Below are 26,178 nucleotides of genomic sequence, written 5' to 3' on the forward strand. Positions count from 1 at the left end.
AGCATAAATCCGTTGAAAGCATGCAACAATAGGCCTAATTTGACATGATTTGATGCAGGAAATAGCACAATGAAGAATACGGCATTGTTCGAACTGCAGGCTATAGACGCGGTGGCGTCGGCCGGCAGTTTCCGTCAGGCCGCCAGCCAGCTCGGCATTTCACCGTCGGCGCTTAGCCACCGGGTGGCGACGCTGGAAAGCCGTCTGGGGGTGCGTCTGTTTAACCGCACCACCCGCAGCGTTTCATTATCCCAGGCTGGCGAACAATTGCTAAACCGGGTGCGCCCGGCGCTCAATGAAATCGATGCGGCCATGGAGGGCGTCAACCGGTTTCGCCTGACGCCGTCCGGGCGCCTGCGGCTCAATACCGCCGAAGCGGCGGCCAGGATGATCCTGCGGCCGATCGTGCTGGAATTTTTGCGCCGTTATCCCGATATGACGGTGGAGATCGTGGCCGACGGCCGGCTGGTGGATATCGTCGCGGAGGGCTTCGACGCCGGCATCCGGCTGGCGGAAAGCGTGCCGCTGGATATGATTGCCGTGCCCTGCTCGCCGCCGCTGCGTTTTCTGGTGGTGGGCGCGCCGGCGTATTTTGCCTTATACGGCCGTGCGCAGGAGCCGGGCGAACTTGTCCGGCACCGCTGCCTGCGCAGCCTGCTGCCCAGCGGCGCGCCGCTGCATTGGCAATTTGAACGACGGGGCGAAAAGCGGGTGGTGAATGTGAGCGGCCCGCTGACGCTGGATAACCAGCCGCTGATGATCGACGCAGCCCTGGCGGGCGCCGGTCTGGCCTGGGTGAGTGAATCGGCGGCGGCGCCCTATCTGTTGTCCGGCGCGCTGTCGCCGGTACTGGAAGACTGGTGTCCGCGGTTTGCGGGGCTGCGCCTGTATTATCCGGGACACCGGCTGGTGCCGGCCGGTTTACGCATGTTTATCGATCTTATCCGTGAAGTCATGGATAGTCATGGCGACGCCCGGACGCCGCCATGAAGAATGCGCGCAATGACGTTAGTGTGCCCCGCCCCCGCCGCCCTGGGCGCTGAACGGCGGTTTCGCCAGCCAGATAACCAGGATCAGGGCAAAAAACATCCAGCCCAGCAGGGTAAAGTAGTCAATGGTGGAGAGCATATACGCCTGGCTTTCCACCAGCTTATCCAGTTGCGCCATGGCAGTCTGGCTGGCGCCCCCCAGCCCGGCGATGTACTCCTGGGTGTTGGCGCTGTAGGGCGTGATGTTTTCCGTCAACTGCGCATGGTGGAAAATTTCACGCCGTTGCCAAATCCAGGTGGTTAACGAAGAGGCAAAACTGCCGCCCAATACGCGCAGGAAGGTTGCCAGTCCCGATCCGTCGGCAATCTCCCTTGGCGACAGGCTCGAGAGCAGGATACTGGTGGTCGGCATAAAAAACAGCGCCACGCCGATCCCCATAAAGCCCTGGATCATCGCAATATGATAATAATCCACCTGGGTGGTGAAATCAGCGCGCATAAAGCAGCTGACGCCGATCACCAGGAAGGAGCCGCCCGCCAGCAGCCTGAGGTCGAACTTATGGGCATAGCGCCCCACCAACGGCGACATGAATACCGGCAGTATGCCGATCGGCGCCGCCGCCAGCCCCGCCCAAACCGGTGTGTAGCCTAATTGGGTTTGCAGCCACTGCGGCAGTAACAGATTGATGCCGAAAAAGCCCGAATACCCCAATACCAGCGCCAGGGTGCCGAATGAAAAGTTGCGGTAGCGGAACAGTCGCAGATTAACGATGGGATGTTTATCGGTAAACTCCCAAATCACCAGGGCTGTCAGCGAGATAGCGGCAATCAGCGCGCCGATGATAATAAAGTTGGACCCAAACCAGTCCAGGTCGTTTCCTTTATCCAGCACCACCTGCAGCAGGCCGACGCCCACCACCAGCAGGCCCAGGCCGATATAATCTATAGGCTGGTGCTCCTGCTCCTCCGGGCGCCCCTTTAACTGGGCGAACACCAGCATGGCGGCAAATATACCTATGGGTACGTTGATAAAGAAGATCCACGGCCAGGTGTAGTTATCGGTAATCCAGCCGCCCGCCAGCGGACCGACAATGGGCGCCACCACCGTCACCATGGCCAGCAGCGACAGCGCCATCCCCCGCTTGGCGGCGGGATAAATCGACAGCAGCAGGGTCTGCGCCATGGGATACAGCGGACCGGCGAAGAACCCCTGCAAGGCGCGGAAAATGACCAATTGCGTCATGCTTTGCGAAATACCGCACAAAAACGAGGTGATGATAAACAGCAGCACCGACGCCAGGAACAGTTTGGTCTGGCCGAAGCGCCGCGACATCCAACCGGTCAACGGCAGGGCGATGGCGTTGGAGACCGCGAACGAGGTAATAACCCAGGTCCCCTGCTCCGAGCTGACGCCCAGATTGCCGGAAATGGTCGGCAACGCCACGTTGGCAATCGTGGTATCCAGTACCTGCATAAATGTCGCCAGCGACAGTCCGATGGTGGCCAAGACCAGGCTGGGCGGACGAAACGATTGTTCACTCATGGCGACTCCGCATTAATTTTTACCCTGGCCGGCGGCCATGGCCTGCTCGCCATTTTCATGGATGATGCGGGCCACCAGCTTATCGGCTTCCACCAGTTGATGGTCGTAGACATCGGTGGCGAAACGCGGCTGCTCTTGCGGATTAACCGCCAACACGGGGCCGTCCTGGTTGTGCAGGTTCACGGTCACGTTGGTGGACAGCCCTATGCGCAGCGGGAATTTATCCAGATGATCGGGTTCCAGGCGAATGCGCACCGGTAAACGCTGGACAATCTTGATCCAGTTGCCGCTGGCGTTTTGCGCCGGCAGCAGCGAGAAGGCGCTGCCGGTGCCGACGCCCAGGCTTTCGACCTTGCCGCGATAGGCGACATCGCCGCCGTAAAGGTCGGCATCAATTTCCACGGGCTGGCCGATGCGCATTTTCACCAGCTGTGTTTCCTTGAAATTGGCGTCGATCCAGATTTGATCCAGCGGCACCACCGCCATCAGGGCGCTGCCCGGCTGCACGCGGCTGCCGACCTGCACGGAACGCTTGGCCACATAACCGCTGACCGGCGCCACCATGGTGCTGCGCACATGATCCAGATAGGCCTTGCGCAGCTGGGCGGCCGCGGCCTTCACATCGGGATGGGAACTGATGGTGGTGTCGTCCACCAGGGCAAACGTGGTGCTTAACTGCTGCTGGGCCGACGTGAGCGAGGTTTCCGCCGAGGTCAGCGCGTCGCGTGAATGCGACAGCTCTTCCTGGGATATCGCCCCGTCGCGCGCCAGGTTGGCCCGCCGCTGGTAGTCGTCCCGGGCGCGCTGCAGCTGGATCTTGCTCGCCGCCACCATGGCCTTGTAATTATCCACATTGCTGTATAATCCCCGCACCTGGCGCACGACCTTGGCCAGATTGGCCTCGGCGCTTTCCTGGTTGACGATGGTATCGCTGGGATCCAGGCGCACCAATACCTGGCCCTGGCGAACAAAGTCGCCGTCATCGGCGGCGATGGCGGTAACCGTACCCGACACCTGCGGCGTAATCTGCACCAGATTGCCGGAGACATAGGCATCATCGGTGGATTCAAAAAAACGGGCGTGCAGCCAATAATAAAGGCCAAAAGCAATAGCGGCCACAATAATTATCGCCATTAAAATCAACAACATCAGTCTGCGCTTACCCGACTTCGCCGGCGGATTGACCGGCGCGGCGTTGTTATCTGTTGGAGCGTTGGTGGAATTCTCAGCCATAAAATAGTTCTCAGTGTGCTTGATTCATGGCCACGTTTTGCGCGGCATTGGAAGAAACGGAAGAATGAAAGCCGCCGCCCAGCGCCTGCATCAGCAAGATGGCGGTGTCGGTACGATCGGCATTCAACGCGGCCAGCTGACGCTCGGCCTGGATAAGCTGTTGTTCTACGCTCAGGGCATCAAGATAGTTGCCGACGCCCGCGCTGTAGCGCTGCATGGCATTGCCCCATGAATCATTGGCGATATCCCGCGCGCGCATTTGCTGCTGGATTTGGATATCCAGTGAATTCAGGCGGGTAATGGCATCGCCAATATCCCCCAGCGCCGACACCAGCGACTGGTTGTATTGCGCCACCGCCAGATCGTAATCGGCATTGCTGCCGGCCAGATCGGCGCGACGGCGGCCGCCGTCGAAGATGGGCAGCGACAGGGCCGGTCCAATGCTGAAATAACGTTCTGGCGCGCCAAAGAACGCGTCTCCCACCAGCGATTTGGTGCCGGCGGCGGCGGTCAGGTTAATGTTGGGGTAAAAGGCGGTACGGCTGACCTTGATATCCTTGGTTGCCGCTTCGACCCGCCAGCGCGCGGCCACCAGATCCGGCCGGCGGCCGAGCAGCTCGGCCGGAAGCGTGGGCGGCAGGCTGACGACGGACGGCGCAATCAGCTTCGGCCGCGGCAGGCCGGCGGCGCGATCCGGGCCCTGCCCCAGCAATACCGCCAGACGGATGCCGGCGGCGCGCACCTGCTGCTGGGTGTCGGTCAGGCTGGCTTCGGCCGAGGCCTCGAGGCTTTCGGTCTGTTGATACTGGAATTTACTGTCCAGCCCGGCGTTAAGACGCTTGGAGGCCAGATTCAGCATGGTGCGGGTGCGCTCCAGATCTTTTTGCGCCAGATCCTGCATCGCCCAGGCCTGGCCCAGGGTGTTGTAGGCGCGCGCCACGTCCGCGGACAACGTCAGCCTGGCCGCCTGGCGATCGACCTCCGAGGCGTTGGCCCGACCGACCGCGGCTTCCCAGGCGGCACGCTGCCCGCCCCATAAATCGAAGCTGTAATCGAAGTTCGCCGACAGGGTGCGCAGCGTGGCATATCTTTTACCTTGCCCGGTGGGATCGTCCACCGCGGACATGCGTTCGCGCGTGATGCCGGCGTTAGCATCAAGCGTCGGCATGCGATCGGCCTCGGCGGCCAGGACCGTGGCGCTGGCCTGGCGCGCGCGCGCGTCCGCCACCTGCAGATCGGGGCTGGAACGCAAGGCTTGCTGGATGAGCAGGTTAAGCTGCGGGTCGCCAAGGCTGTTCCACCAGTCGGCAGCCGGCCAGCCGGCGCTGGACAGGGTATTGGCCTTCAGCGTGTTTTCACTGTGCAGGCTGGCGACATCAAGCGTCCGGCCTTCGGTATGTAAACCATTTGGCAGGGCGCACCCCGCCAGGATCAGCGAGCAGAGCAACGGTAATAAACGAATGCGCAACGGCATAGTAAAATTTACTCCTTAAATACCGGCAGGGATCGCCAGCTTCTTCAGCAGGCGATCGAATTCATTAAGTTCTGAGGGTGTCAGGGGCGCCAGTAAATCATTAAAGGACTTGAGCGCTATCTGCGGGATCTGCCGGCAAAACGCATGCCCCTGCTCGGTCAGCGCCAGATGGAATTGACGTCGATCGGTGGTGCTGCGCACCCGCATGATCATCTTTTTATTCTGCAGCCGGTCCAGCATGCGCGACATGGCGCCGCTATCAAGGGAGATGCAGCGGCATAGCTCCGCCGACGTGGTTAAACCGTCCCGGTTCATCATCAACATGACCTTGAACTGGGCGGCGGTAATCTCGTAGGGTTCCAGATAGCGTTCAAGAATACGATCCTTGCACAGGTTCAACCGGTGGATTTGCCGTCCCCAGGCATAGACCTTATCAATATCGTCAGCGGAAAAATGGTCCATAATAATCTTTGCCTAGGCAGCTATTAGGCGGGGGACTATACTGCGGCTAAAGTACGTAAACAACCGTCAGTTTTGTAACCAAATATTTACACATGGAGAAATCGGCCGGCGCGGGCTTTTCCACATGGAGAAAAGCGCACTATTTGGTAAACCGACCAGCCTCGTTGGTAAACCGGCCAGCCTCGCCGGGCCAGCAGCAGCCGCAGGATCTCAGTCGTTGCCGATCGCCAGCACCGTCAGCACATCCTCCTCCCTGACGGCATAACCGCATTCAAACAGCATGCCCACCGGCAGCGCGGGCGTCAGTTCGACCTGCAGCTCCAGGGTGATGCGGTTGCCGGCCAGGCGGACCACGCGCGCGTCGAGAAAATCGAAGTAACGCATGACCGAGGGATACAGCGCCTTAAACAGGCTCTCCTTGGCGGAAAACGCCAGGGTCAGGGCGACGGCGAAAGGCAGTTCCAGGGTGGCGAAATACTCGCGCTCCCAGGCGCTGATGATACCGGGCCACAGTTCCAGCGCGCGGGGACCGTTAATCAGTGTTTCGATATCTACGCCCAACCCGGATACCGCACGACCTGGGCGCCGCCAGCCTATACCGATGGCCAGCGTGCCGTGATGGGTCAGCGCGCCCTGCACGTCGTCCGGCCAGGCCGGCGCCCGGTCTTCCCCCGCCAGCAAATCGAAATGGCGATAGCCCGCATCCTCTAATACGCGTCCGGCGACGATGCGCCCCGCCAGATACTCCCCGCGCCGTTTAACGGCGGCGCCGGCGATTGACGGCGGCAGCCTGATACCCCGGGCGGCAAAATCCTCATCGTGATATAAGGCGATGTCAAAGCGACAGGACCAGGCCCGCGCCGGCGCAACCAGGGTAAGCAGATCGGCGGGGCCGAACGGCAGTCCCTGGTCCACGGATAAAATACAGGAAACAGGGTGGCTCATATCGTGAAGGTATCCTTATCGGGTCAAACGCTCAGGAAAACCGGCGCTATCCGCATAAGTATAATCACATTTTGCCCGGCAGGCGTTCGGCCTGTTTAAACAAGGGCTTAATCAGGCCGTATAAGGCCGGATTGTCGCTTTCATCCTTCAGCGCGATGCCCGATAAACGCCGCTGCCCGGCCTGTTCAAGCAGCCATGCCAGTTTAAAGGCCGCCTGGGGATAATCCAGCCCCTCGGGACGGATATTGGAGATACAGTTGCGTTCCGACTCCAGGCGCCGGATATGGGGCTCCCAGGTAAAATAGATGCCCAGGCTGTCAGGCGAGGATAAGCCGGGCCTCTCTCCAATCAGGATTGCCACCGCCCGCGCCTGCAGGCAGGCGCCGATATCATCCCCCAGGGCCACCCGCGACTGGTGTGCCAGCACCACCGGCGCCATTTTCAGCCCCAACAGCGCCAGGTAAGGCGTCAACGCGCGGATAAACGGCACCGCCTGGCGATGTACCGCCTTCGAGGACAGGCCGTCGCCGACTACCAGCAGGATATCGGCCTGTTTATCCGGATACGCGGTTAACATCTTGCGGCTGTCGTCGCCAAGACGGCGGCCCAGGTCCGGCCGGCAAAGATAGGTCTCCCGGTTTTGCGCCGCGCTGTGCACCGTAAGCGTGGTTAAGCCATCCGCTTCCAGCTGTCGCGCCAGCGATTCGCTGTCAAAGGGTTGATGCACCGCGTCGCGCGCCTGGGCGTGGGCCAGCCCGAAGTTGAGCAGTTCACGGGTAGGCAGGCTGGAGCCGGAACGGCCGAGCGCGATGCGCGCCGCGGTAAACTCCCGCAGGCCCTCCCAGGGGTTGGCATGGACGCTATTGCCCACCGGATATTTGCCGGCCGGCGGCGGGACAGTTTTACTCATGGCTCACTCCAGGACATGATGTTGCAGCAGGGGATGCTGGCCGCTGGTGTCGCGCAGCATCCCGTCGGCGTTGATAATCTGCATACGCTGCAGCCAGGCGGAAAACTCCGGGGCATGTTTGAGCCCGAACAGCTCGCGTACATACAGGGCGTCATGGAACGACGTGCTTTGATAATTCAGCATGATATCGTCCGCGCCCGGCACCCCGATCAAGAACGTCAGCCCGGCGGCGGCCAGCAGGGTCAGCAGCGTGTCCATATCATCCTGATCGGCCTCGGCATGATTGGTATAGCAGACATCGCACCCCAGCGGCACGCCCAGCAGCTTGCCGCAAAAATGATCTTCCAGCCCGGCGCGGATAATCTGTTTGCCGTCATAGAGATATTCCGGTCCGATAAATCCCACCACGGTATTGATAAGCAAGGGTTTAAAGCGGCGCGCGATGGCATAGGCGCGGGCTTCGCAGGTCTGCTGATCGACGCCGTGATGGGCATTGGCCGACAGGCAACTGCCCTGCCCGGTCTCGAAGTACATCACGTTGTCGCCCAGCGTGCCCCGGTTCAGGCTCAGCGCCGCCTGCCGGGCTTCATCCAGCAGCGCGAGGTTGATGCCGAAACCGGCGTTGGCCGCCTCGGTGCCGGCTATCGACTGGAAGACCAAATCTACCGGCGCGCCGCGCTCAATCAGCTTGATGGTATTGGTGACATGGGTCAGCACGCAGGATTGGGTGGGAATGGCAAAACTGCTGATCACGTCATCGAGCATATAGTTGAGTTTTTCCAACAGCGGCAGGCTGTCGCTGGCGGGATTGATGCCGATCACCGCATCGCCGCTGCCATACAGCAAACCGTCGAGCATGCTGGCGGCGATGCCTTTGAGATCGTCGGTGGGATGATTGGGCTGCAGCCGGACGCTCATATGGCCCGGCAGGCCGATGGTATTGCGAAAGCGGGTGATCACGCGGCATTTTTTCGCCACCAGGATCAGATCCTGGTTACGCATGATTTTGCTTACCGCCGCGGCCATTTCCGGCATGATGCCCGCGGCGACCTGGGTCAGGCGGGCGCTGTCGGTGCGCTCGGACAGCAGCCAGTCGCGGAAATCGCCCACCGTCAGGTGGGCGATGGGAGCAAAGGCCGCCGCGTCGTGACCGTCGATAATCAGGCGCGTGACCTCATCCGTTTCATAAGGAATAAGTGGCTGCTGCAAAAATACCGTCAGCGGCACATCCGCCAGCGCAATGCGCGCCGCCATACGCTCCTCAGCGCTGCCGGCGGCCACTCCGGCCAGGTAATCGCCGGAACGCGCCGGCGATGCCTTGGCCATCAGTTCGCGCAAATCGGCAAAACGGTAGCTGCGATGACTTAGCGTGGCGTGAAACATCAACCCTCCGGGATCAGTCCGATAACGTCAGCTGCGGATCCGGCGCCGCCGCGTCGCGGGCATAACGCGTCAGGCGGAAATAGGCATAACCCAATAACATCATTATGGCGAAAATCATAAACAGCATTTGATTGTAATAGATCATCGCCACCAGGCAGATGACCGCCATCACCAGCGCCAGCGCCGGGGCAAACGGATACAGCGGCGCGCGGAACGGGCGGATAAGCCGGGGTTCAAGGCGGCGCAGTTTAAACAGCGACGCCATGGAGATGATATACATTACAATAGCACCGAATACCGACATGGTAACGATGTTGGCGGTTAATGGCTGGCCGCCGATGATAATCAGGGAATCGGAAAAAATCGCCGCGATGCCCACCACGCCGCCGGCAACGATCGCCAGATGCGGCGTGCGAAAACGACGGTTGATCCTGGAAAGCGGTTTCGGCAGGTAGCCGGCGCGCGCCAAGGCGAAAATCTGGCGCGAGTATCCCATGATAATACCGTGGAACGACGCAATCAGCCCGAACAGTCCCAGCCAGACCAGCATATGCAGCCAGCCGCTGCTGCCGCCGACGATAATCTTCATCGCCTGCGGCAGCGGGTCGTTGATATTGGCCAGTTTGGTCCAGTCGCCCACCCCGCCGGCAAACACCATCACGCCGAGCGCCAGCGCCGTTAAGGTCAGGATGCCGCCGATAAAGGCGCGGGGAATGGTGCGCTGGGGATCCTTGGCCTCTTCGGCCGCCATGGAGGCGCCTTCAATGGCGAGGAAAAACCAGATGGCAAACGGAATGGCGGCAAAAATACCGGAAAACGCGCCGACGCTGAAGTGTTCCGCGCCGGCCCAGCCGCCGCGGGTAAAGTTGGCCAGGTCGAAGCCCGGGGCCACCACGCCCATAAACACCAACAGCTCAAATATCGCCAGCAGGGTGACCAGTAGCTCGAACGTGGCGGCGATACTGACGCCGAGAATATTCAGCGTCATAAACACCAGATAGGCGGCCAGGGCCACCCAGCGCGGTTCCAGCGCCGGAAACTGCACGTTAAGATAGGCGCCGATGGCCATGGCGATGGCCGGCGGGGCAAAGACAAATTCCACCAGGGTGGCGAAACCGGCAATAAAACCGCCGGTGGGACCGAACGCGCGATGGGCGTAGGCGAAGGGACCGCCCGCATGGGGTATGGAGGTGGTCAGTTCGGTGAAGCTGAAGATAAAGGCGCAATACATGGCCGCCACCGCCACCGCGGTGACCAGGAAGCCCAGCGTGCCCGCCTGGGCCCAGCCGTAGCTCCAGCCGAAATACTCGCCGGAAATCACCAGGCCCACGGCGATGCCCCACAAATGGAAACTCCCCAGCGTACGCTTCAAAACCGGTGCCACTTTTGTGCTTTGCATAATGGTGTCCTAGGCTATGTAAGTATTTGTAAAGGTGCAAAGGTCATACCACATCAGCGGAGCACGGTGAATTGAGGCCAATATGCTGATAAAACAGCCGAATCGTTGATTAAAGCGCCGGCCGGGAGGCATAAACACGGGCGCCATGATGCTTTTTGGTGCAGATAACGGGGGAATTCACCGCCGTATGACGCGTGCCGGTGCAGGGAGCATGCGCATGCCCGCCCCCTGCCCGCGGGCTAGAGCTTATCGGTATTCTCAAGCGCGAAGCGTCCCAGCGGATTCTGGTAAAAATCCTTAATATTCTTGCGGCTGACGTTGCGATAGGGGCTGTAATATAAATCGATCCAGTTCACGTCCGCCTTGGCCATTTTTTGCAGGTCGATATACATCTGCTGCCGCTTGCCGGCATTCATTTCCACCCGCGCCGCGGCCACCAGATCCTTGACCTTATCGTTATGATAGCGGGTCATGTAATTCATATTGGCGTCATGGCCCAGCACAAAGGTGGTTTTCTGATCGGGATCGAGGATATCGTTGGTCCAGTACATCACCGAAATATCATATTCGCCCGCCACCAGCATATCCCAGCTCTGGCTTGGGTCGACCTTTTGCAGGTTCACCGTTACCCCGGCCTTGGCCAGTTGCTGTTGCAGCAGAATGGCGATCTGCTCGTCCACCTCATCCCCGGCGTTGACGACATAATTCAGCTTCAGATCCGACGCGCCGGCGGCCTTAAGCATCTGCCTGGCTTTCTCGGGATCGTAGGGACGCTGCAGGTTGTCCGCATAATGAAACAGCGCGCCCTCGGGAATATAAGAGTTGGCGACATGGCCGAAACCGAAGGTCACGGTATCGACAATGGCTTTTTTATCAATGGCGAAATCCAGCGCCTGGCGCACCTCGACCTTGGCCAACGCGCCATGCTCGTGGTTAATCAGCAAATGATCCTCGCGGGTGGATCGATCCAGATGCACGTCCAGGTTGGGGTCTTTTTGCAATGACGCGATGCGGGAAAACGGCACCGATAGCGCCGCGTCCAGCTCACCCGCCTGCACTTTCAGCATGCGTGTGTTGTCGTCCGGCAGCGTCAGCCATTCCACGCCGTCCAGCTTGACGCGATCCGCCTGCCAGAAATAGGGGTTCTTCACCAGCACCACCTTTTCGCCACGGGTCCAGGACTTGACGCTAAAGGCGCCCGAGCCCACCGGTTTTTCGGCAAACGCCTCCTCGCCCATGGCTTTCACCACTTTTTCCGGCAGCACCGACACATTCGGCAGCGCCAGCTGCGAGAGGAACGGCGCGGACGGCGTTTTCAGCGTTACCACCAGGGTGTGGGGGTCGGTGGCTTCGGCTTTATCGATGACGCTGTAGGAGTCGCGCCATAAGGACCCTTCATTATCGCGTATGCGCAGCAGGCTGAACACCGCATCCTGTGCGGTCACCGGCGACCCGTCGGAGAATTTGGCGTCGCGCATCTTAAAGGTATAGACCTTGCCGTCGGGGGAGATTTCCCAGCTTTCCGCCAGCCCCGGCTCCAGGCGCGTGCCGTTTTTATCCACCCGCACCAGCACGTCGAATACATTGGAAAACACCCAGTTATCGGCGTTTTGCGCCGACTTAATCGGGTCGAAGGTCGTGGAATCCTCGCGCCGGCCAATGCTCAATACCCCGGCGGCTTCGGCGATTTGGCCGACCGCGCTGAGCGCCAGAAAGACCGCGGCGGCGGCAACGTTAAAATGCTTACGCTTCATGGTTAACATACCTCATTGAAAAGGAAAGTCGGCTTCGCCGGTATTTCTGTCGAGCACACAGGCAAAAGCATGGTCGGCAACATGCCGGGTATCAGGGGTGGAACCGGTACGGCAAGCGGGTCGGGCATAACGGCAGCGGGGATGAAAGGCGCACCCCGGCGGAATGGCAATCGGGCTGGGCGGTTCGCCGGCCAGCGGCTCGGCGGGCAACGGCAGATCGGGGTTGATTTCCGGAATGGCCGCCACCAGCGCCGCGGTATACGGATGGCGCGGCAAATGGAATACCGATTCCACCGGGCCTTCCTCGACAATACGTCCCAGGTACATTACGGCCACCCGATCGCACAGGCGGCGGACAATGGCCAGGTCGTGGGCGATAAACAGTATCGCCAGCCCCATGCGCTCACGCAGATCCATCAGCAGATTGATAATCTGCCCCTGGATGGAGACATCCAGCGCGGCAACGCATTCATCCGCCACCATCAGCCGCGGTTCCAGCGCCAGGGCGCGGGCGATGCCGGCCCGCTGGCACTGCCCGCCGCTCAGGGCGCCCGGCCGCTTATCCGCCTGCGCCGGCCGCAGCCCCACCAGCGTCAGCAGTTCGGCCACCCGGGCGGTTATCGCCCCCGGCGGTACTTTGCGATGCACGCGCAGCACTTCGGCGATGGCGGCGCCGATGGTCTGGCGGGGATTGAGCGATGAAAACGGGTCCTGGAAAATCATCGCCGTCTGCCGGCGCAGGCGGGCGATATCGCTCGTCAGGCCGTGGGTTACGTCGCGGCCGTCGAAACGTACGCTGCCGCCGGTGCTTTTCTCCAATTGCAGGATGGCGCGGCCGAGCGTGCTTTTACCGCTGCCGGACTCGCCCACCAGTCCCAGGGTTTCACCGGGATGGATACGCAGCGATACGCCGTTCACCGCCTGAACCCGCGGCCGGTTCCAGCGCAGCGGATTGCCGCCGGACAGGGGAAACGACACCCGCAGCTCATCGACTTCCAATAATGGATAGGCGTTGGTTATCATGATCCCTCCCGGTGGGTTAACGCATGCAGAGGATAAAAACAGGCCGCGCCGTGGGCCGGATCGCCGCGCGCGGCCAGCAGCGGCGGTTGCACGGACGGACATGCCTCGCCGGCGCGCGGACAGCGGGTATGGAACCGGCAGCCCGGCGCAAAGCCATCCGCCGACGGCGGCTGGCCGGCGATGGTCTTTAAACGGCCGCCGCCGCCTTCGCTCACGGGCTGGCAATCGATCAATCCCTGGGTATAGGGGTGCAGCGGCTGCGCCAATACCCGGCGTTTGGCGCCGACCTCGCACAATCGGCCGGCATACATCACCGCGATCCGATCGCAGGTTTGCGCCACCACGCCCAGATCGTGGGTGATCATAATGATGGCCAGGCCCAGCCGGTCGCGCAGATCCATTAATAAACGCAGGATTTGCACCTGTACCGTCACATCCAGCGCGGTGGTCGGCTCATCGGCAATCAGGATTTTGGGCTCGCAGGCCAGCGCCACGGCGATCATCGCCCGCTGGCGCATGCCGCCGGAGAACTCATGCGGGTAATGATCCACCCGCCGCTCGGGATCGGGGATGCCCACCCGGCGCAGCAGGCCGACGGCCGCCGCACGCGCCTCCCGCCGCCCGGCGCCGAAATGGGCGCGGCGGCTTTCGGCGATCTGCCCGCCGACGCTCATCACCGGGTTAAGATGGCTGGCGGGATTCTGGAAAATCATGCCCAATTGATGGCCGCGCACCCGGGTCATCTGGCGGGGATCGAGGGTCATGATATCGGTCTCGCCCAGCCACGCCTCGCCGCCGCCCATGGTTAATCCTTCCCCGGGCAGCAGCCGCATCAGCGCCCGGCAGGTGACGGTTTTGCCTGAACCGCTTTCGCCCACCAGGCCGAGCATTTCGCCCGCCGCCAGGGTAAAGGAAACATCATCCACCAGGGCGATGCCCTGGCGGTTGTTGACGGTCAGGTGATTGACCCGCAGTACCGGCGCGCTCATGGCCGTGCCCCCAGTTTATCGCCCAGGCCATCGGCCAGCAGGCTGAAGCCCATCGCCAGCAGCACGATGGCCAGTCCCGGAAAAGTCGTGATCCACCAGGCGGTGGTGATGAAGCTCTGCCCTTCGGCAATCATCACCCCCCACTCCGCCGTCGGCGGCTGTACGCCGAGGCCGAGATAGCTCACCGCCGCGCCGTTCAGCAACACCAGCACGCAGTCCGACATGGAAAATACGATGGAGCCGGTCAGGGCATTGGGCAATAAATGGGCGAACAGAATGCGTCCGTGGCTAAACCCCAGGCTGCGCGCCGCCAGCATAAAGTCGCTATGCTTGAGGATCAGGACCTGCGAACGTACCAGCCGGGCGTAGGAAACCCAGCCCACCAGCGCCATGGCGATATAAAAGCTGCCCAGCCCCGGTCCGATAATGGCGATAATCGACAGCATCAGCACCAGGAAGGGAAATGCCAGCACAATGTCGATGCAGCGCATGATAAAGGCGTCGACGGGACCGCCGAGATAACCGGACAACGCCCCGACGATGGTGCCGATGGTAAACGGAAACACCACGCCCAGCAGGCAGATCTGCAAATCGACGCGCGCCCCCCAGAGGATCCTGGAGAAAATATCGCGGCCGAAGTTATCGGTGCCGAACAGATGCGGCAGGCCAGGGGCCAGCAGGCGCGCATCCGCATTCTGATAAAGGGGATCGAAGGGCGCGAGCCAGGGGGCGAGCGCCGCCAGCACACACCACATCAGCAGGATACCCATGCCCGCGCGCAGCGCCGCGCGCCGGGGCAGCCAGCGCACGGAAAAATGGCGGACGGCCTGGACGGGCATCATAATGTGACCCTCGGGTCCAGGGCCACGGTCAGCAGATCGGCCAGCAGGTTGACCAGCACCGTCGCCAGGGCAAACACCATTACCACGCCCTGCACCACCATATAGTCGCGGCTGAATATCGCCTTGACCAACAGCTGGCCCATGCCGGGGATGGCAAAGACGCTTTCAATCACCACCGTACTGCCGATAAGCCAGCCGATATTCACCGCCAGCAGGTTGACCGTAGGCACCAGCGAGTTAGGCATGACATGACGCCAGAAGATACGTCCCTCTTCCTGCCCGCGCGCCCTGGCGGCGGTGACGTAATCCGCCTTCAGCTCCGCCAGCAGGCTGGCGCGTAGGTTACGCGTCAGCACCGCCGACAGCGCCAGCGCCACCGTCAGGCAGGGCAGCACCAGGTGATGCAGCCTTGTGCTCCACGCGTCGCCATAACCGGAGACAGGAAACCAGCCCAGGGTGACGCTAAACAGCAGGATCAGCATAATGCCCAGCCAGAACGCCGGAAAACCCAGTCCGGCGGTGGAAAGCAGCCGGATAACCTGGTCGGCGGCGCTCCCCCGCCGGCGGGCGGCGACGGCGGCCAGCGGCACGGTGAGCAGCAGCGCCAGCAGCACGCTGCCCGCGACCAGGCACAGCGTGGGCTCAATGCGGGTCATAATCAGTTTCAGGGTATCGACGCGATAGACAATGGAGCGTCCCAGCTCGCCGTGCAGCAGGTTAGTGAGAAAATAGCCGTACTGTACCCATAATGGCTGATCCAACGCATACTGGGCGCGAATACGCGCGATCGCCGCCGGGGTACTGCGCACCCCCAGCAGAATGCGCGCCGGATCGCCCGGGATGGCGCGCACCAGCATAAAGGTGATGATGCTGATGCCCAGCAATACCGGCACCAGTTGCAGCGGACGGAACAGGACAAAGCGATAACGGTGCATTCTCCCTACCCCCTGCCGCGTTGATGGGGTATATCCGCCGCGGTATTTTCCAGCATCAGGCGTTTGATTGCACCTAGATGGTGCAATACCACCTCGATGCCCAGCCAGCCGCCCCAGGAATGACCGAGCAGATGCACCCGATCCAGTCCCATGGCCCGGCGTACGGTGTCCACTTCACGCACATAGCGCGCCATGGTCCATAATCCGGGCAGATCCGGCCGATCGGACCGGCCGGTGCCCAATTGATCAAACGCCACCACCCGGTAGCCGTGGTTGCTGAGGCAGGGTTGCGCTTCGCGCAGGTAGTCGCAGGGCAGCCCCGGGCCGCCGTTCAGGCACGGCACTGTCTCGTCGCCCGCGCCGAACTCGTAGGCCGTCACCCGATAACCGTCGACCTCAATATCCACTTGCCGGTCAGGCCTGATCTCACTCCACATATCTCCCCCGGTGCTTGCCGGCGGCCCGCGCCACGCCGCCATGATGATGTCTTTACGCTACGCATAAGCCGCGGCGCTGAACAGTTAGTAAAAATGCTAGGTTTCGCCTCCGGTCCCCGGGCGGCGTGGCATCCAAATTGCATGCCATCCGGTGGCCGACAACAAGCGTCGCGAGCGCCGGAAGCGATACGGGAATGGCTTTGCAGGATCCATGCCCTGGCGCCATGGAGACTGGATGAGATAAGGGGGGCCGATGAGCATTGTGGTAACCGATGCATTGCCGACGCCGCAGGCCGGCTGCAGTCTTGACGACGCCTTTTTATACCTGTACCGGCAAAGCGCCCGGCTGGGCATGGAGGCGCTGATTTATGATTACACGCCGGTGCCGCGCTCGCTGGAAGGCGAACTCATTACGCCGTCGGTGCTGCGCATGAGCAATGTGCCGGAGGATATGCGGCAGCTATGGACCGAAAGCGGCTACTACCAGGTGGATCCGGTGCAGTTGTACGCCCTGAAAAGCTGCGCGCCTTTCGTTTGGTCTTATCAGCGCCCGGATACGACCTTGCTGCGCGATATCATCGGTGAGCGACATCAGCCTGTAACGCACTATATGCGCGACAACAATATGCCCTGCGGCGCCACGGTGCCCCTGCACCTGCCGCAGGGGGGATTCGCCACCCTGACCGGCATCGTCAGCGGCGGCGGCCGGGAGCGTGATTTGACCCAGACTCTGGCGGAGCTGGGCCTGCTGGCCCATACCTTTCAGGAGCGTGTTTATCCGCTATTCGACCGCCAGATGCTGACCTGCCAGTATGTGCGCCTGAGCAAACGCGAACGGGAGTGCCTGAGTTGGTCGGCCGAGGGGCTGACCGCCAAGGAAATCGCCCGCAAGCTGTCGCGCTCGATTGCCACCGTGACGCTGCACCTTAACTCCGCGGCGCGCAAGCTGGGGGCCAGCAACCGGGTCCAGGCCGTGGTGCGGGCGATGCATTACCGCCTGCTCGACAGCTGAGCCGGCGCAATACCTAGCATTTTCTCTAGCTATCCGCCGCCGGGCGCGCTGTTTTACCCTAGGTTATCCTTAACCGACAGGTAAACCGTCATGTACAGCATTACCGAAGGCTACGCGCCGTTTCAGCAATACCAAACCTGGTACCGCATCTGCGGCGATCTCCATAATGGCAGGACGCCCCTGGTGGTGATCCACGGCGGCCCGGGCTGCACCCATGATTATGTCGACGCGTTCCGCGATATCGCCGCCAGCGGCCGGGCGGTCATCCATTACGATCAGCTCGGCAATGGCCGTTCCACCCATTTGCCGGACCAGGGAGCCGACTTCTGGCGGGTATCGCTGTTCCTGGCGGAGCTGGATAACCTGCTGGCGCATCTGGGCATCGGCAACAACTATGCCTTGCTCGGCCAGTCGTGGGGCGGGATGCTGACGGCGGAGCACGCCGTGCTGCGCCCGGAGGGTCTCAAGGCAATCGTCATCGCCAACTCGCCGGCGTCGATGGCGCTATGGCTACAGGCGGCCGCCAGGCTGCGCGCCCAGTTACCGGCCCCGGTACAGCGCTGCCTGACGGAGCACGAAACCGCGGGCACCCTGGACAGCGACGCGTATCGCCAGGCCACCCGGGTATTTTACCAGCGGCACGTCTGCCGGCTTACGCCCTGGCCGGAAGAAGTCACGCGCACCTTCGCCGCCATGGACGCCGACCCGACGGTGTACCATGCCATGAACGGTCCGACGGAATTCCACGTTATCGGCACCATGAAAAACTGGGACATTATTGACCGGCTGGCGCGGATACAGGTGCCGGCGCTGCTGATATCGGGCCGCTACGACGAGGCGGCGCCGGAGGTGGTGCAGCCCTTCAAGGATCACATCGCCGGCGCCGAATGGGTGATATTCGAGCAATCAAGCCATATGCCGCACGTAGAGGAGCGCGCGGCCTGCATGCGGGTAGTGGGGAACTTCCTGGACCGTCAGTTGGAAACCCGGGAGAGCGTCGCCGGCCGTTAACCGCCGCGGCGACGTTGCCGGCGGCGATGTGTTGGCGCGGCCCGGCAACCGCGGCCGTGCGGTCATCAGGCCAGCCCGGCCAGTTTTTTTACCTGGCCGACGAACGCATCGCGCTTCACTTCCTCGAATAGCCGGGCGCGCAGCCGCGGCGCCGGGCTGGCATTCACGTTCTCGAACAGCGCCACCCGTCCGGCCAGCGCCCCGGTGGTCATATCCCAGATAAAATTCATCAAGCGTTCTTTTTCCATGGCGCTGGCGCCGTGGCCGGCCAATAACTCCCGCAGCGCGTGACCGATATCGGGATTGTCGAAGGCCGCCTTGCCAAAACGCATCACCAGCCCCTGCCCGCACATCTCCTGCAGGATATGGACAATGTGCGGATAGTGCCGGATGGAATACAGGCGGCCGGCGGTCAGCATGCCGGCATCGGGCGCCATTACGCCGCCCTCGGTAAGACGCGCCTGCGCTTCGGCGGCATAGATAAAGGCGCGCAGGGTTTGGGCATATTCAATCAGCTCCCCCAGCATGGCCTGCACGGCGGGAATGCGGCCGGTGCCCAGCACATCCAGCACCAGCTGCCCGGCGCCGACAAACAGCTCGGCCTTTACCGCCAGCCTTGTCAGCACATGCCAGTGGGCGAAAACGCATACCGGGCCGTAATACCGCATCGCGTCGGGATCGCCAAGATTAAAAATACGCTCGGCGGGCACAAAAACGTTATCGAAAATAATAAACTGGTCGGCTTCTTCCCCCAGTCCGGCGAGGGGGTGGTCAAACGGATCGGCGCCGGGATGGGAGACCATTTCCCGCGAAATCAATTTGATTCCCTCGGCGTTAACCGGGATCGCCCCCCAGATGCAGGCTTCCGGCGGCGTTTCCTGGCTGCTCCCCAGGTTGGTGAAAAAAATCTCGTTGGCCTGGGCGGCAACGGAGCCGACGGTTTTGGCCCCTGAGACGCGAATCCCGCCCCGCTCGATACTTTTTACCCGCAGCAGCGACCCCCAACCCGCCTTGGGCGACGATCGGTCGGCCTGCGGACCCGCCAGGCTTTCCGCGGCGGTCAGGTTATTATCGCGGCCATAGGCCAGGTAGCGTTCGATATTTTCGGCAAAATCAGGACGGCAGCCGTCCAGGGCGGACCGCTTGGCTTTAAAGACAGGCAGCAGGGCATAGAGTCCCACGACGATGGCGGGCGCCAGATCGGGCGGGCGACCGAAGGTGCCGCCGGTCTTGAGCGAGGTGTATTCAATCATTTTGCGCCGCTCGCGCAGATCATCGCAGGTCCGGGGAATTTGCCAGGCGCGGCTGACCACCGTCCCGCTGGCGGGATCGACGCAGGTGGTGGCGTCGGCATGCTCCGCGCTGAACTGGTCGTCGAACATCGACGCCAGCACATTGACCCCCGCCGCCAGCGCGGGGTCGTCCATCACGCTGCCAAGCCTGTTGCCGTTAACCCACAGCCGCCGTCCATCCTCCAGGGATGCCTTGAACTCGGCGCCGGTCTTAAGCCGGTGCGGCTTACCCTTTGCCAACACGGATGTCATAGTGATTCCCCTTCCCTTGGGTCAAAAACGCAACGCCCCGGCTTTACGCGCGCCGGGCGCTATTTTTACCTATCCCGGCCCGGTCTTTATGGCCTGCCGCTATCCACCGTACCCGGCCGGTTAAGCTAAGCACGGGCTAAAGCAAGATTCAAACGTTATGTCTTGCCGGGATAAGAAGGGTTTAAGAAACCCTCTGGGCTACAGACCGCTCGGCGCGACGCGGCACTGGATGGGGTCCGCGCCGCCGGCGCAGTCGAGCGTAAGGGAGCGCGGGCTTTCGCCCCGGTGCGTCGACAAGGCCACCTCGTAGCGGGTTTGCCAGGATCGCCCCTGCTCGCCGCACCAGAAGCGTTGAACGGGCAACCGATCCTGATGGTCATTGAGGATAATCACCTCGCCGCTGGCGATATTCTTCCACAGTCCGGTGGATAGCGTCGCGCCGGGGGCAACGGCGCCCAACGCGACCGAATACCAGTGGGCGGTGGTCGCTTCGCAGTCCAGCGGACGATGGCCGGTGTTGTTCACCACCACCAGAAAAGGGGTTAATCCCCGCGTACCGCGTTGATAATTTGTTGATTCCCCGGCGCAGATTGCGGTGGTGAAAAAAAACAAACAGGGCAATACTAGCCCCTTTAGTGTCATAAAGTGCTCCAGTAAACAGGTCCTATCCGTTAGGAATGCATCAGAAAAGATTTTATTAGCCGTATTGTCAACAATAAAATGTATCGAGGACAGAAGATGATGGGTAAAGGTTGGTTAAAATACGCGGCTGCGATGTCGGTGCTGTCGGTGCTCTGTTCAGCGGCCTATGCCGCTGATATTAAAACTATCGCCATAGTCACCCCCGAACCCGGCACTGATTTCGGCTGGAACCAACAGGGCATCAGCGCCGCCAGGGCGGCCGGTACCAAAGAAGGCGTCAAAGTCATGGTGGCGGAGAACCTCGGCTACGGCGATATCCGCCCCACGCTGCGCGACCTGACGGAGGACGGGGCGCAGCTTATCATCGCCCACGCCAGCGGTTATAACCAGTCAGGGCCGGAAATCGGCGCGCAGGCCAATGTGCCGGTGGCCATCACCGACAGCCCGTCGTCGTTAAAAGCCGGCAAAGTGGCCGATTATACGGTAAGCGGCCAGGAGGGGGCCTATCTGGCCGGCGCGCTGGCGGCGAAAATGACGCGCAGCGGCACCATCGGCATCGTGGTTTCCGGCGAACCGCCGGCCTGGAATGCGCAGTCCTCGGCTTTTATCCGCGGCGCCAGGGCGGCCAGGAGCGATATTAAAATCCGTTACGCGGTGATCGGCCCGGCGGCGTACAGCGATGCCGCGGGCGGTAAACGCGTGGCGGCCTCCGTTATCGCCGCCGGCGCGGATATTATCTTCGGCCAGGGCAACGGCTCAAGCTTCGGCATGCTGCAGGCGGTGGAAACCACCCCGGCGCCGGACGGCGGCAAAGTCTATTTTATCGACGTCATCGGCGACAAATCCCCCATTGATAAAGGCAACCTGCTCAGTTCCGTCCTGTGGAACCTGACGCCGGTCTACACCGCCATGATCGAGGATCTCAAGCAGGATAAATTCGGCTCCCACAACTACAAGACTTCGCTGGCGGACGGCTCGATCAGTCTGCTGAAAACCGCCCATATCCCGGACGATATCTGGCAGAGCGTCAACGCGGTGCGCGACGACATCATCAGCGGTAAAATCACCGTGCCGGCGGATTACGACGCTAAATCGCTGCACGACCTGCTGGCCGCCGGCGGTAAATAGTCCGGCGGCAAACGCCCCGGCCGGGGCGCGCCCGTCGCGCTCCGCTTAACGTTATCGAGATCATGATGAGCCAGAATCTGCCTTCATCGGCCTGCCCGGTCGTGACCGTCTGCCAGGTCACCAAGCGGTATCCCGGCATTATCGCCAATGACCAGGTTGACCTGGCGCTGTGGCCCGGCGAGGTTCATGTGCTGCTGGGGGAAAACGGCGCCGGGAAATCCACCCTGGTCGCCATGCTTTCCGGGCTGCAGCAACCTGACGAGGGGCATATCGCGGTGGGGGGCCGGGTCGAATCGCTGTCCTCCCCCCGTCGCGCCCGCGCGCTGGGCATCGGCACCGTGTTCCAGCATGCCATGATGGTGCCGGCATTAAGCGTGGTGGATAATATCGCCCTCGGCGATCCCTGGTGGCGGCGTCCCGCGCGCCGCCATTATGCGGATCGGGTTAATGCCATCGCCCGGGATATCGGCGTCAGGGTCAACCCGTTCGCCCTGGCGGGATCGCTCTCACTCGGTGAGCTGCAGCAGGCGGAAATCGTTCGTACCCTGTTGCGCGGCAGCCGTGTGCTGATCCTTGACGAAGCCACCGCCATGCTGACGCCCGACAACGCGCACGAACTGGGGCGGTTGATGCGCCGGCTGGTGGCGCAGGGCCTGGCGGTGGTCTTCATCACCCATAAGCTTAACGAGGCGCTGGCCTGGGGCGATCGCATCTCGGTGCTGCGCCGCGGCCGTAAAGCCGGCGAAATAGGGCCTGAACGGCTCAAATCCCTTACCGCCCCGCAGACGACCCAGGAAGTGGTCGAAATGATGTTCGGCATTCCCGGCCAGGCCGCCGCGACGCCCGCGGCAGCCGCGGCGCCGGCGCCGAAAACAGCCGGTAAGCCGGTGCTTGAGGCGCAGGGGTTGGCGGTAGAGGATCCGCTGGTGCCGGTCGCCGGCATCGATCTGATGGTTCGCGCCGGTGAAATCGTCGGCATCGCCGGCATCGACGGCAACGGGCAAAAACAGCTGGCCGAGGCGCTGGCCGGCCAGCGCCCGGTGGCCGGCGGGCAAATCTGCCTGGACGGCGAGCGGATAGACCATGAAAACATCGGCCAGCGGCGCCGGCGCGGTCTGCGCTACGTCACCGACGACAGGCTGGGCGAAGGTACCGTCGCCACCTTTCCGGTCTCGATTAACCTGCTGCTCAAGCAGATAGGCGACACGCCCTTCTGGCGGCGGGGCATCGTGCAGCCGGCGGCTATTGCACGGCACGCGCTCAGGCAAATCCTGGAATACGATATCCGTACCCCGGCGGTCGATACGCCGGTTGGCAAGCTGTCCGGCGGCAATATCCAAAAGACGCTGCTGGCGCGCGAACTTAGCGGCCAGGCCCGGGTGGTCATCTTCGCCAAGCCGACCCATGGGCTCGACCTGCAAAACACGCAATCGATCCGCGGGAGGATACGCCGCGCGGCCGGTGCGGGCATGGCGGTATTGCTGATATCAACGGATTTGGAGGAACTGCTGGAACTGGCGGACCGGATCGCAGTGATGGCGCAGGGCGGAATAATCGGCATGGTGGAGAATAATCCGGCGGCCCGGGGCCGCATCGGCGAGCTGATGAGCGGAGCCATGACATGAGCGGTCGCTCCGGTCCTGCCTGGGGGCGACGGCTGTCGCCGGCCCGGCTTAAATCCGCCCTGGCACGCGCCGGGCTGTCCGTGGCGCCGGTGGTTATCGCCCTGGTGATCACCGGCGCCCTGTTGCGGATCATGGGGGTCAATCCCCTGGATTATTACGGTTTTATTCTGCAAAAGGGGCTGATGACGCCCTCGGGCCTGCAGGCGACGCTGACCCGCATGGGGCCGCTGTTGCTTATTGCCGCCAGTTTGATGGTGGCGTTTCGCGCCGGTCTGTGGAACCTGGGCGGCGACGGCCAGTTTTTACTGGGCGCGGTTATCGCCTCGGCGGTGGCGGCCCCGCTGAATCAGCTCGGGGCGCCGTCGTGGCTGACGCTACTGGCGGCAATGGTGGCCGGTACGTTGATGGGCGGCGCATGGGCGATTCTGCCGGCCATCTTAAAGGCCTGGCAGCATATTAACGAAATCATTACCACGATGATGATGTCCTTTTTAGGCATTTCGCTGGCCAATGTACTGGTCAAGCTGGTGTTCGCCGATCCCGCCACCACCGTGCCGGAAACCCGTACCCTTCCTTATGCGCAGCGGCTGCCGCCGCTGTTCGGCACCCATACCTCAAGCGGGTTGCTGATTGGCCTGTTTGCCGTGATCGCGGTGCATTGGCTCATGAACCGCACCGCCTTCGGGCTGCGGTTGCGCACCGTCGGCGCCAATCCGCGCGCGGCGCTCCATGCCGGCCTGCCGGTCGGGGCGCTGACCATCGCGGTACTCGCCCTGTCCGCCGCGCTGGCGGGCCTGGCCGGCGCGGTGGAGGTTATCGGCATCGAAGGCAACGTGCGCGCCGACTGGAACCCGGCCTATAGCCTGCTGGTGGTGCCGCTGGTGTTTCTGGCCCGCTTCAACGGGTTCGCCACCATCGCCTTTGTCTTTATTTTTTCGGTGCTGTCCATCGGCAGCGAAAGCGCGGCCCGGCGGATGGGCGTTCCCAACCATTTTACCCTGGTCACGGTAGCCGTGCTGCTTATCGTGTTCGGCCTGACGGAAATGGTCGCGCAGCGGCGACGCGGCCGTGCCGGCGGGCAATGAGGCAAATCATATGGATTTACTGACGCAAGGTTTTCTCTCGTCCCTGCTGCTGGGGGCGATTATCGCCGGAGTACCGTTGTTGTTGACCGGCCTGGGCGAACAGTTATCGGAAAAGGCCGGGGTCTTGAATATCGGACTGGAGGGCATGATGCTCACCGGCGCCTACCTGGGTTTTTATACCGCCTGGCAGACCCAGTCCATGGGCATGGGGCTATTGGGCGGCGCTGCCGGCGGCATACTCATCGCCCTGCTGATGGCCGTGCTGTGCGTGTGGCTGCGCCTTAATCAGATCGTCATCGGTATCGCGCTGACGCTCGGCGCCCAAGGCGCCACCGCGCTGTTGCACTACCTGCAATTCAGCCGCACCTACCCCCGCCTGGGCGGTATCGACAGCGTGGCGCTGCCGCTGCTGTCCGGCATACCCTTTATCGGGCGCATCCTGTTCAACCAGCCGCTGATTGTCTATCTGGCGGTGGGCTGCGTGGCGCTGTTTGCCGTGGTCTATCGCCATACCAACCTCGGCCTGTATCTGCAGGCCGCCGGCGACAAGCCCGCCGCCCTCGACGCCGCCGGGGTAAGCGTTTTGTGGACACGCACGCTGGCGGTACTGGTGACGGGCGCGCTGGCGGGGCTTGGCGGCGCCTTTATGTCGCAGGTCGGCGCCGGTATTTTTGTGCCCTTCATGACCCAGGGCAACGGATTTATCGGCATCGTACTGGCGATGCTGGCGCGCGGCAGGCCGCTGTGGGTACTGGGGGGAGCATTGCTGTTCGGCGCCTGCCTGTCGTTGACCACCGCCCTGCAAGTGCTGGGGGTGGATATGCCCACCGATGTGATCCAGATGCTGCCGTTTATGGCGGTGATGGTGGTGCTGGTCGCATTCGGCCGGCGCGCCAGCTTGCCCGACGCCCTGGGAACGGCCTATATCCGGGGTGAACGCTAAGGGCGTTAAATCTACTTATAAAGATATGAAAGCCGTACAACTAAATGGGACTATCGATAAATTGTTAGAGCACTAAATAGATGATCCTAATACCGCTACATTTTTGCTTGGCCGTGCTTCCCTGCGGGAAATGGGCTTACTGTTTTCATTTATTGCTCCCGCCGGCGTAACTGACTTTGCCCGTCCCGCTGTGCAATGCACCGGCCAGATAATATTTTTCGTTCTGTCCGGGCGTGACAATGCGTTTTTGCTGACCGCGTAGCTGCCAGTCGGCACCGATTTTTGGGTTAAGATGGATCCCCACCTCGTCCTCGTAAAACACTGGATTTTCATGACTGCACGGGGCAAGCTCTTCAGCAACAGCGGCCACTTTATCTTCTTTATGTGGGTCACGAATGCTCAGCGTTGGCGCTGCCCTTCGCCACACCAGCCCGGCAGCGGGAAGCCAATGTCTCACCGTTGAAGCATGTAAACGACAACCTGTTATCTCATTGATTTTGATTGCCAATAACTTTGTGCTCCAGCGTGAGCGCTGATAGCCAAAATCTCCCGGCGAGTGTTTAACAAGCTAACTCAATAGTGCGCAGATATACTCAAACGGCCAGCGTCGCCCATGTCCCGGGGCTATGGTTTTAGACCTTCCGGGCCATAAAGCGTGAACCAATTAATCCAACGCGTCAGCGACGACAGGATAAATATTATGGCTATGTATATTTTGAATTAAATATTTTCTAATATCACCTCCATCATTCTCGGACAAGTCATCGGTGGATATGTTCATTGGTGAAAATTAATGTGACAAACACTCAATATCACATAAGCTTGCTATTAATTTCTGGAGAACACGCCTAATTGAATGATTGCACTAAT

General features: G+C 61.6%; 22 protein-coding genes and 2 pseudogenes. 7 read left to right on the top strand and 17 right to left on the bottom strand.

Going from position 1 to position 26,178, the window contains the following annotated elements:
* Nucleotides 1–69 precede the first annotated feature (69 nt).
* Complete coding sequence (locus ACL2XQ_RS18645) at nt 70–990, top strand: LysR family transcriptional regulator (RefSeq protein WP_410014140.1); 921 nt, start codon at nt 70–72, stop codon at nt 988–990.
* A gap of 18 nt (nt 991–1,008) precedes the next feature.
* Here ACL2XQ_RS18645 and ACL2XQ_RS18650 read toward each other — a convergent pair whose 3' ends face one another.
* The 14 genes and pseudogenes from ACL2XQ_RS18650 to ACL2XQ_RS18715 form a co-directional block, all read right to left on the bottom strand.
* Entirely contained in the window at nt 1,009–2,532 is a 1,524-nt protein-coding gene (locus ACL2XQ_RS18650; protein WP_410014139.1) for a DHA2 family efflux MFS transporter permease subunit, read from the bottom strand.
* Between the two features lie 12 nt (nt 2,533–2,544).
* A complete protein-coding gene (locus ACL2XQ_RS18655; RefSeq protein ID WP_410014138.1) occupies nt 2,545–3,765 on the bottom strand; it encodes an efflux RND transporter periplasmic adaptor subunit in 1,221 nt (406 codons plus the stop codon).
* A gap of 10 nt (nt 3,766–3,775) precedes the next feature.
* Nucleotides 3,776–5,239: an efflux transporter outer membrane subunit gene (locus tag ACL2XQ_RS18660; RefSeq protein WP_413723369.1), complete on the bottom strand. Its 1,464-nt coding sequence runs from the start codon at nt 5,237–5,239 to the stop codon at nt 3,776–3,778.
* 15 nt (nt 5,240–5,254) lie between these two features.
* Complete coding sequence (locus tag ACL2XQ_RS18665) at nt 5,255–5,701, bottom strand: MarR family winged helix-turn-helix transcriptional regulator (protein ID WP_410014136.1); 447 nt, start codon at nt 5,699–5,701, stop codon at nt 5,255–5,257.
* A gap of 210 nt (nt 5,702–5,911) precedes the next feature.
* Complete coding sequence (locus tag ACL2XQ_RS18670; RefSeq protein ID WP_413739541.1) at nt 5,912–6,646, bottom strand: 4'-phosphopantetheinyl transferase family protein; 735 nt, start codon at nt 6,644–6,646, stop codon at nt 5,912–5,914.
* 64 nt (nt 6,647–6,710) lie between these two features.
* Nucleotides 6,711–7,517 carry an ethanolamine ammonia-lyase subunit EutC gene (eutC, locus tag ACL2XQ_RS18675; RefSeq protein WP_413731025.1) on the bottom strand — a complete coding sequence of 269 codons (807 nt, stop codon included), beginning with the start codon at nt 7,515–7,517 and terminating at the stop codon, nt 6,711–6,713.
* A 42-nt stretch (nt 7,518–7,559) separates the two neighbouring features.
* Nucleotides 7,560–8,939, bottom strand: a complete 1,380-nt coding sequence (locus ACL2XQ_RS18680; protein WP_410014134.1) for an ethanolamine ammonia-lyase subunit EutB — start codon at nt 8,937–8,939, stop codon at nt 7,560–7,562.
* Between the two features lie 13 nt (nt 8,940–8,952).
* The gene (gene eat / locus ACL2XQ_RS18685) at nt 8,953–10,338 is read right to left on the bottom strand and encodes an ethanolamine permease (protein WP_410014133.1); all 1,386 of its coding nucleotides are present in this window, start codon (nt 10,336–10,338) and stop codon (nt 8,953–8,955) included.
* A 239-nt stretch (nt 10,339–10,577) separates the two neighbouring features.
* Nucleotides 10,578–12,092: an ABC transporter substrate-binding protein gene (locus tag ACL2XQ_RS18690; protein WP_413739542.1), complete on the bottom strand. Its 1,515-nt coding sequence runs from the start codon at nt 12,090–12,092 to the stop codon at nt 10,578–10,580.
* A gap of 12 nt (nt 12,093–12,104) precedes the next feature.
* Nucleotides 12,105–13,115: an ABC transporter ATP-binding protein gene (locus ACL2XQ_RS18695; protein WP_413729706.1), complete on the bottom strand. Its 1,011-nt coding sequence runs from the start codon at nt 13,113–13,115 to the stop codon at nt 12,105–12,107.
* Nucleotides 13,112–14,104, bottom strand: a complete 993-nt coding sequence (locus ACL2XQ_RS18700; RefSeq protein ID WP_413739543.1) for an ABC transporter ATP-binding protein — start codon at nt 14,102–14,104, stop codon at nt 13,112–13,114. The genes ACL2XQ_RS18695 and ACL2XQ_RS18700 overlap by 4 nt, the downstream gene beginning before the upstream one ends.
* Nucleotides 14,101–14,946: an ABC transporter permease gene (locus ACL2XQ_RS18705; RefSeq protein WP_413739544.1), complete on the bottom strand. Its 846-nt coding sequence runs from the start codon at nt 14,944–14,946 to the stop codon at nt 14,101–14,103. The genes ACL2XQ_RS18700 and ACL2XQ_RS18705 overlap by 4 nt, the downstream gene beginning before the upstream one ends.
* Nucleotides 14,943–15,881, bottom strand: a complete 939-nt coding sequence (locus tag ACL2XQ_RS18710; RefSeq protein WP_413739545.1) for an ABC transporter permease — start codon at nt 15,879–15,881, stop codon at nt 14,943–14,945. Before ACL2XQ_RS18710 ends, ACL2XQ_RS18705 begins: the two co-directional genes overlap by 4 nt.
* A gap of 23 nt (nt 15,882–15,904) precedes the next feature.
* Nucleotides 15,905–16,318: pseudogene (locus ACL2XQ_RS18715) on the bottom strand (alpha/beta fold hydrolase); the annotation flags it as partial.
* Nucleotides 16,319–16,571: 253 nt separating this feature from the next.
* Here ACL2XQ_RS18715 and ACL2XQ_RS18720 point away from each other — a divergent pair.
* Nucleotides 16,572–17,330 (top strand): LuxR family transcriptional regulator, encoded by a 759-nt coding sequence (locus ACL2XQ_RS18720; protein WP_410014127.1) that lies wholly within the window; start codon nt 16,572–16,574, stop codon nt 17,328–17,330.
* A gap of 90 nt (nt 17,331–17,420) precedes the next feature.
* Nucleotides 17,421–18,341: a proline iminopeptidase-family hydrolase gene (locus ACL2XQ_RS18725; protein ID WP_413739546.1), complete on the top strand. Its 921-nt coding sequence runs from the start codon at nt 17,421–17,423 to the stop codon at nt 18,339–18,341.
* A gap of 65 nt (nt 18,342–18,406) precedes the next feature.
* Here the strand turns inward: ACL2XQ_RS18725 and ACL2XQ_RS18730 are convergent, their stop codons facing one another.
* Both ACL2XQ_RS18730 and ACL2XQ_RS18735 read right to left on the bottom strand, forming a co-directional pair.
* Complete coding sequence (locus ACL2XQ_RS18730; RefSeq protein ID WP_410014125.1) at nt 18,407–19,885, bottom strand: 4-hydroxyphenylacetate 3-hydroxylase N-terminal domain-containing protein; 1,479 nt, start codon at nt 19,883–19,885, stop codon at nt 18,407–18,409.
* Between the two features lie 198 nt (nt 19,886–20,083).
* Nucleotides 20,084–20,527, bottom strand: coding sequence for a hypothetical protein (locus ACL2XQ_RS18735; RefSeq protein ID WP_410014124.1), 444 nt, complete (start codon nt 20,525–20,527; stop codon nt 20,084–20,086).
* 96 nt (nt 20,528–20,623) lie between these two features.
* On the opposite strand from ACL2XQ_RS18735, the gene ACL2XQ_RS18740 reads away from it, so the two are divergent.
* The 4 genes from ACL2XQ_RS18740 (at nt 20,624) to ACL2XQ_RS18755 (ending at nt 25,308) form a co-directional block, all read left to right on the top strand.
* Nucleotides 20,624–21,655, top strand: a complete 1,032-nt coding sequence (locus ACL2XQ_RS18740) for a putative B6 ABC transporter substrate-binding protein (RefSeq protein WP_410014123.1) — start codon at nt 20,624–20,626, stop codon at nt 21,653–21,655.
* 62 nt (nt 21,656–21,717) lie between these two features.
* Nucleotides 21,718–23,280 carry a putative B6 ABC transporter ATP-binding protein gene (locus ACL2XQ_RS18745; RefSeq protein ID WP_413723376.1) on the top strand — a complete coding sequence of 521 codons (1,563 nt, stop codon included), beginning with the start codon at nt 21,718–21,720 and terminating at the stop codon, nt 23,278–23,280.
* Nucleotides 23,277–24,365 carry a putative B6 ABC transporter permease subunit 2 gene (locus ACL2XQ_RS18750; RefSeq protein ID WP_413739547.1) on the top strand — a complete coding sequence of 363 codons (1,089 nt, stop codon included), beginning with the start codon at nt 23,277–23,279 and terminating at the stop codon, nt 24,363–24,365. The genes ACL2XQ_RS18745 and ACL2XQ_RS18750 overlap by 4 nt, the downstream gene beginning before the upstream one ends.
* Nucleotides 24,366–24,375: 10 nt before the next feature.
* The gene (locus ACL2XQ_RS18755; RefSeq protein ID WP_413723378.1) at nt 24,376–25,308 is read left to right on the top strand and encodes a putative B6 ABC transporter permease subunit 1; all 933 of its coding nucleotides are present in this window, start codon (nt 24,376–24,378) and stop codon (nt 25,306–25,308) included.
* Between the two features lie 148 nt (nt 25,309–25,456).
* Here ACL2XQ_RS18755 and ACL2XQ_RS18760 read toward each other — a convergent pair.
* Nucleotides 25,457–25,995, bottom strand: a pseudogene (locus tag ACL2XQ_RS18760) (IS630 family transposase); the annotation flags it as partial.
* Between the last annotated feature and the right edge of the window lie 183 nt (nt 25,996–26,178).

Source organism: Sodalis sp. RH14, assembly GCF_047324285.1.
Classification (GTDB): Bacteria; Pseudomonadota; Gammaproteobacteria; order Enterobacterales; family Enterobacteriaceae; genus Acerihabitans.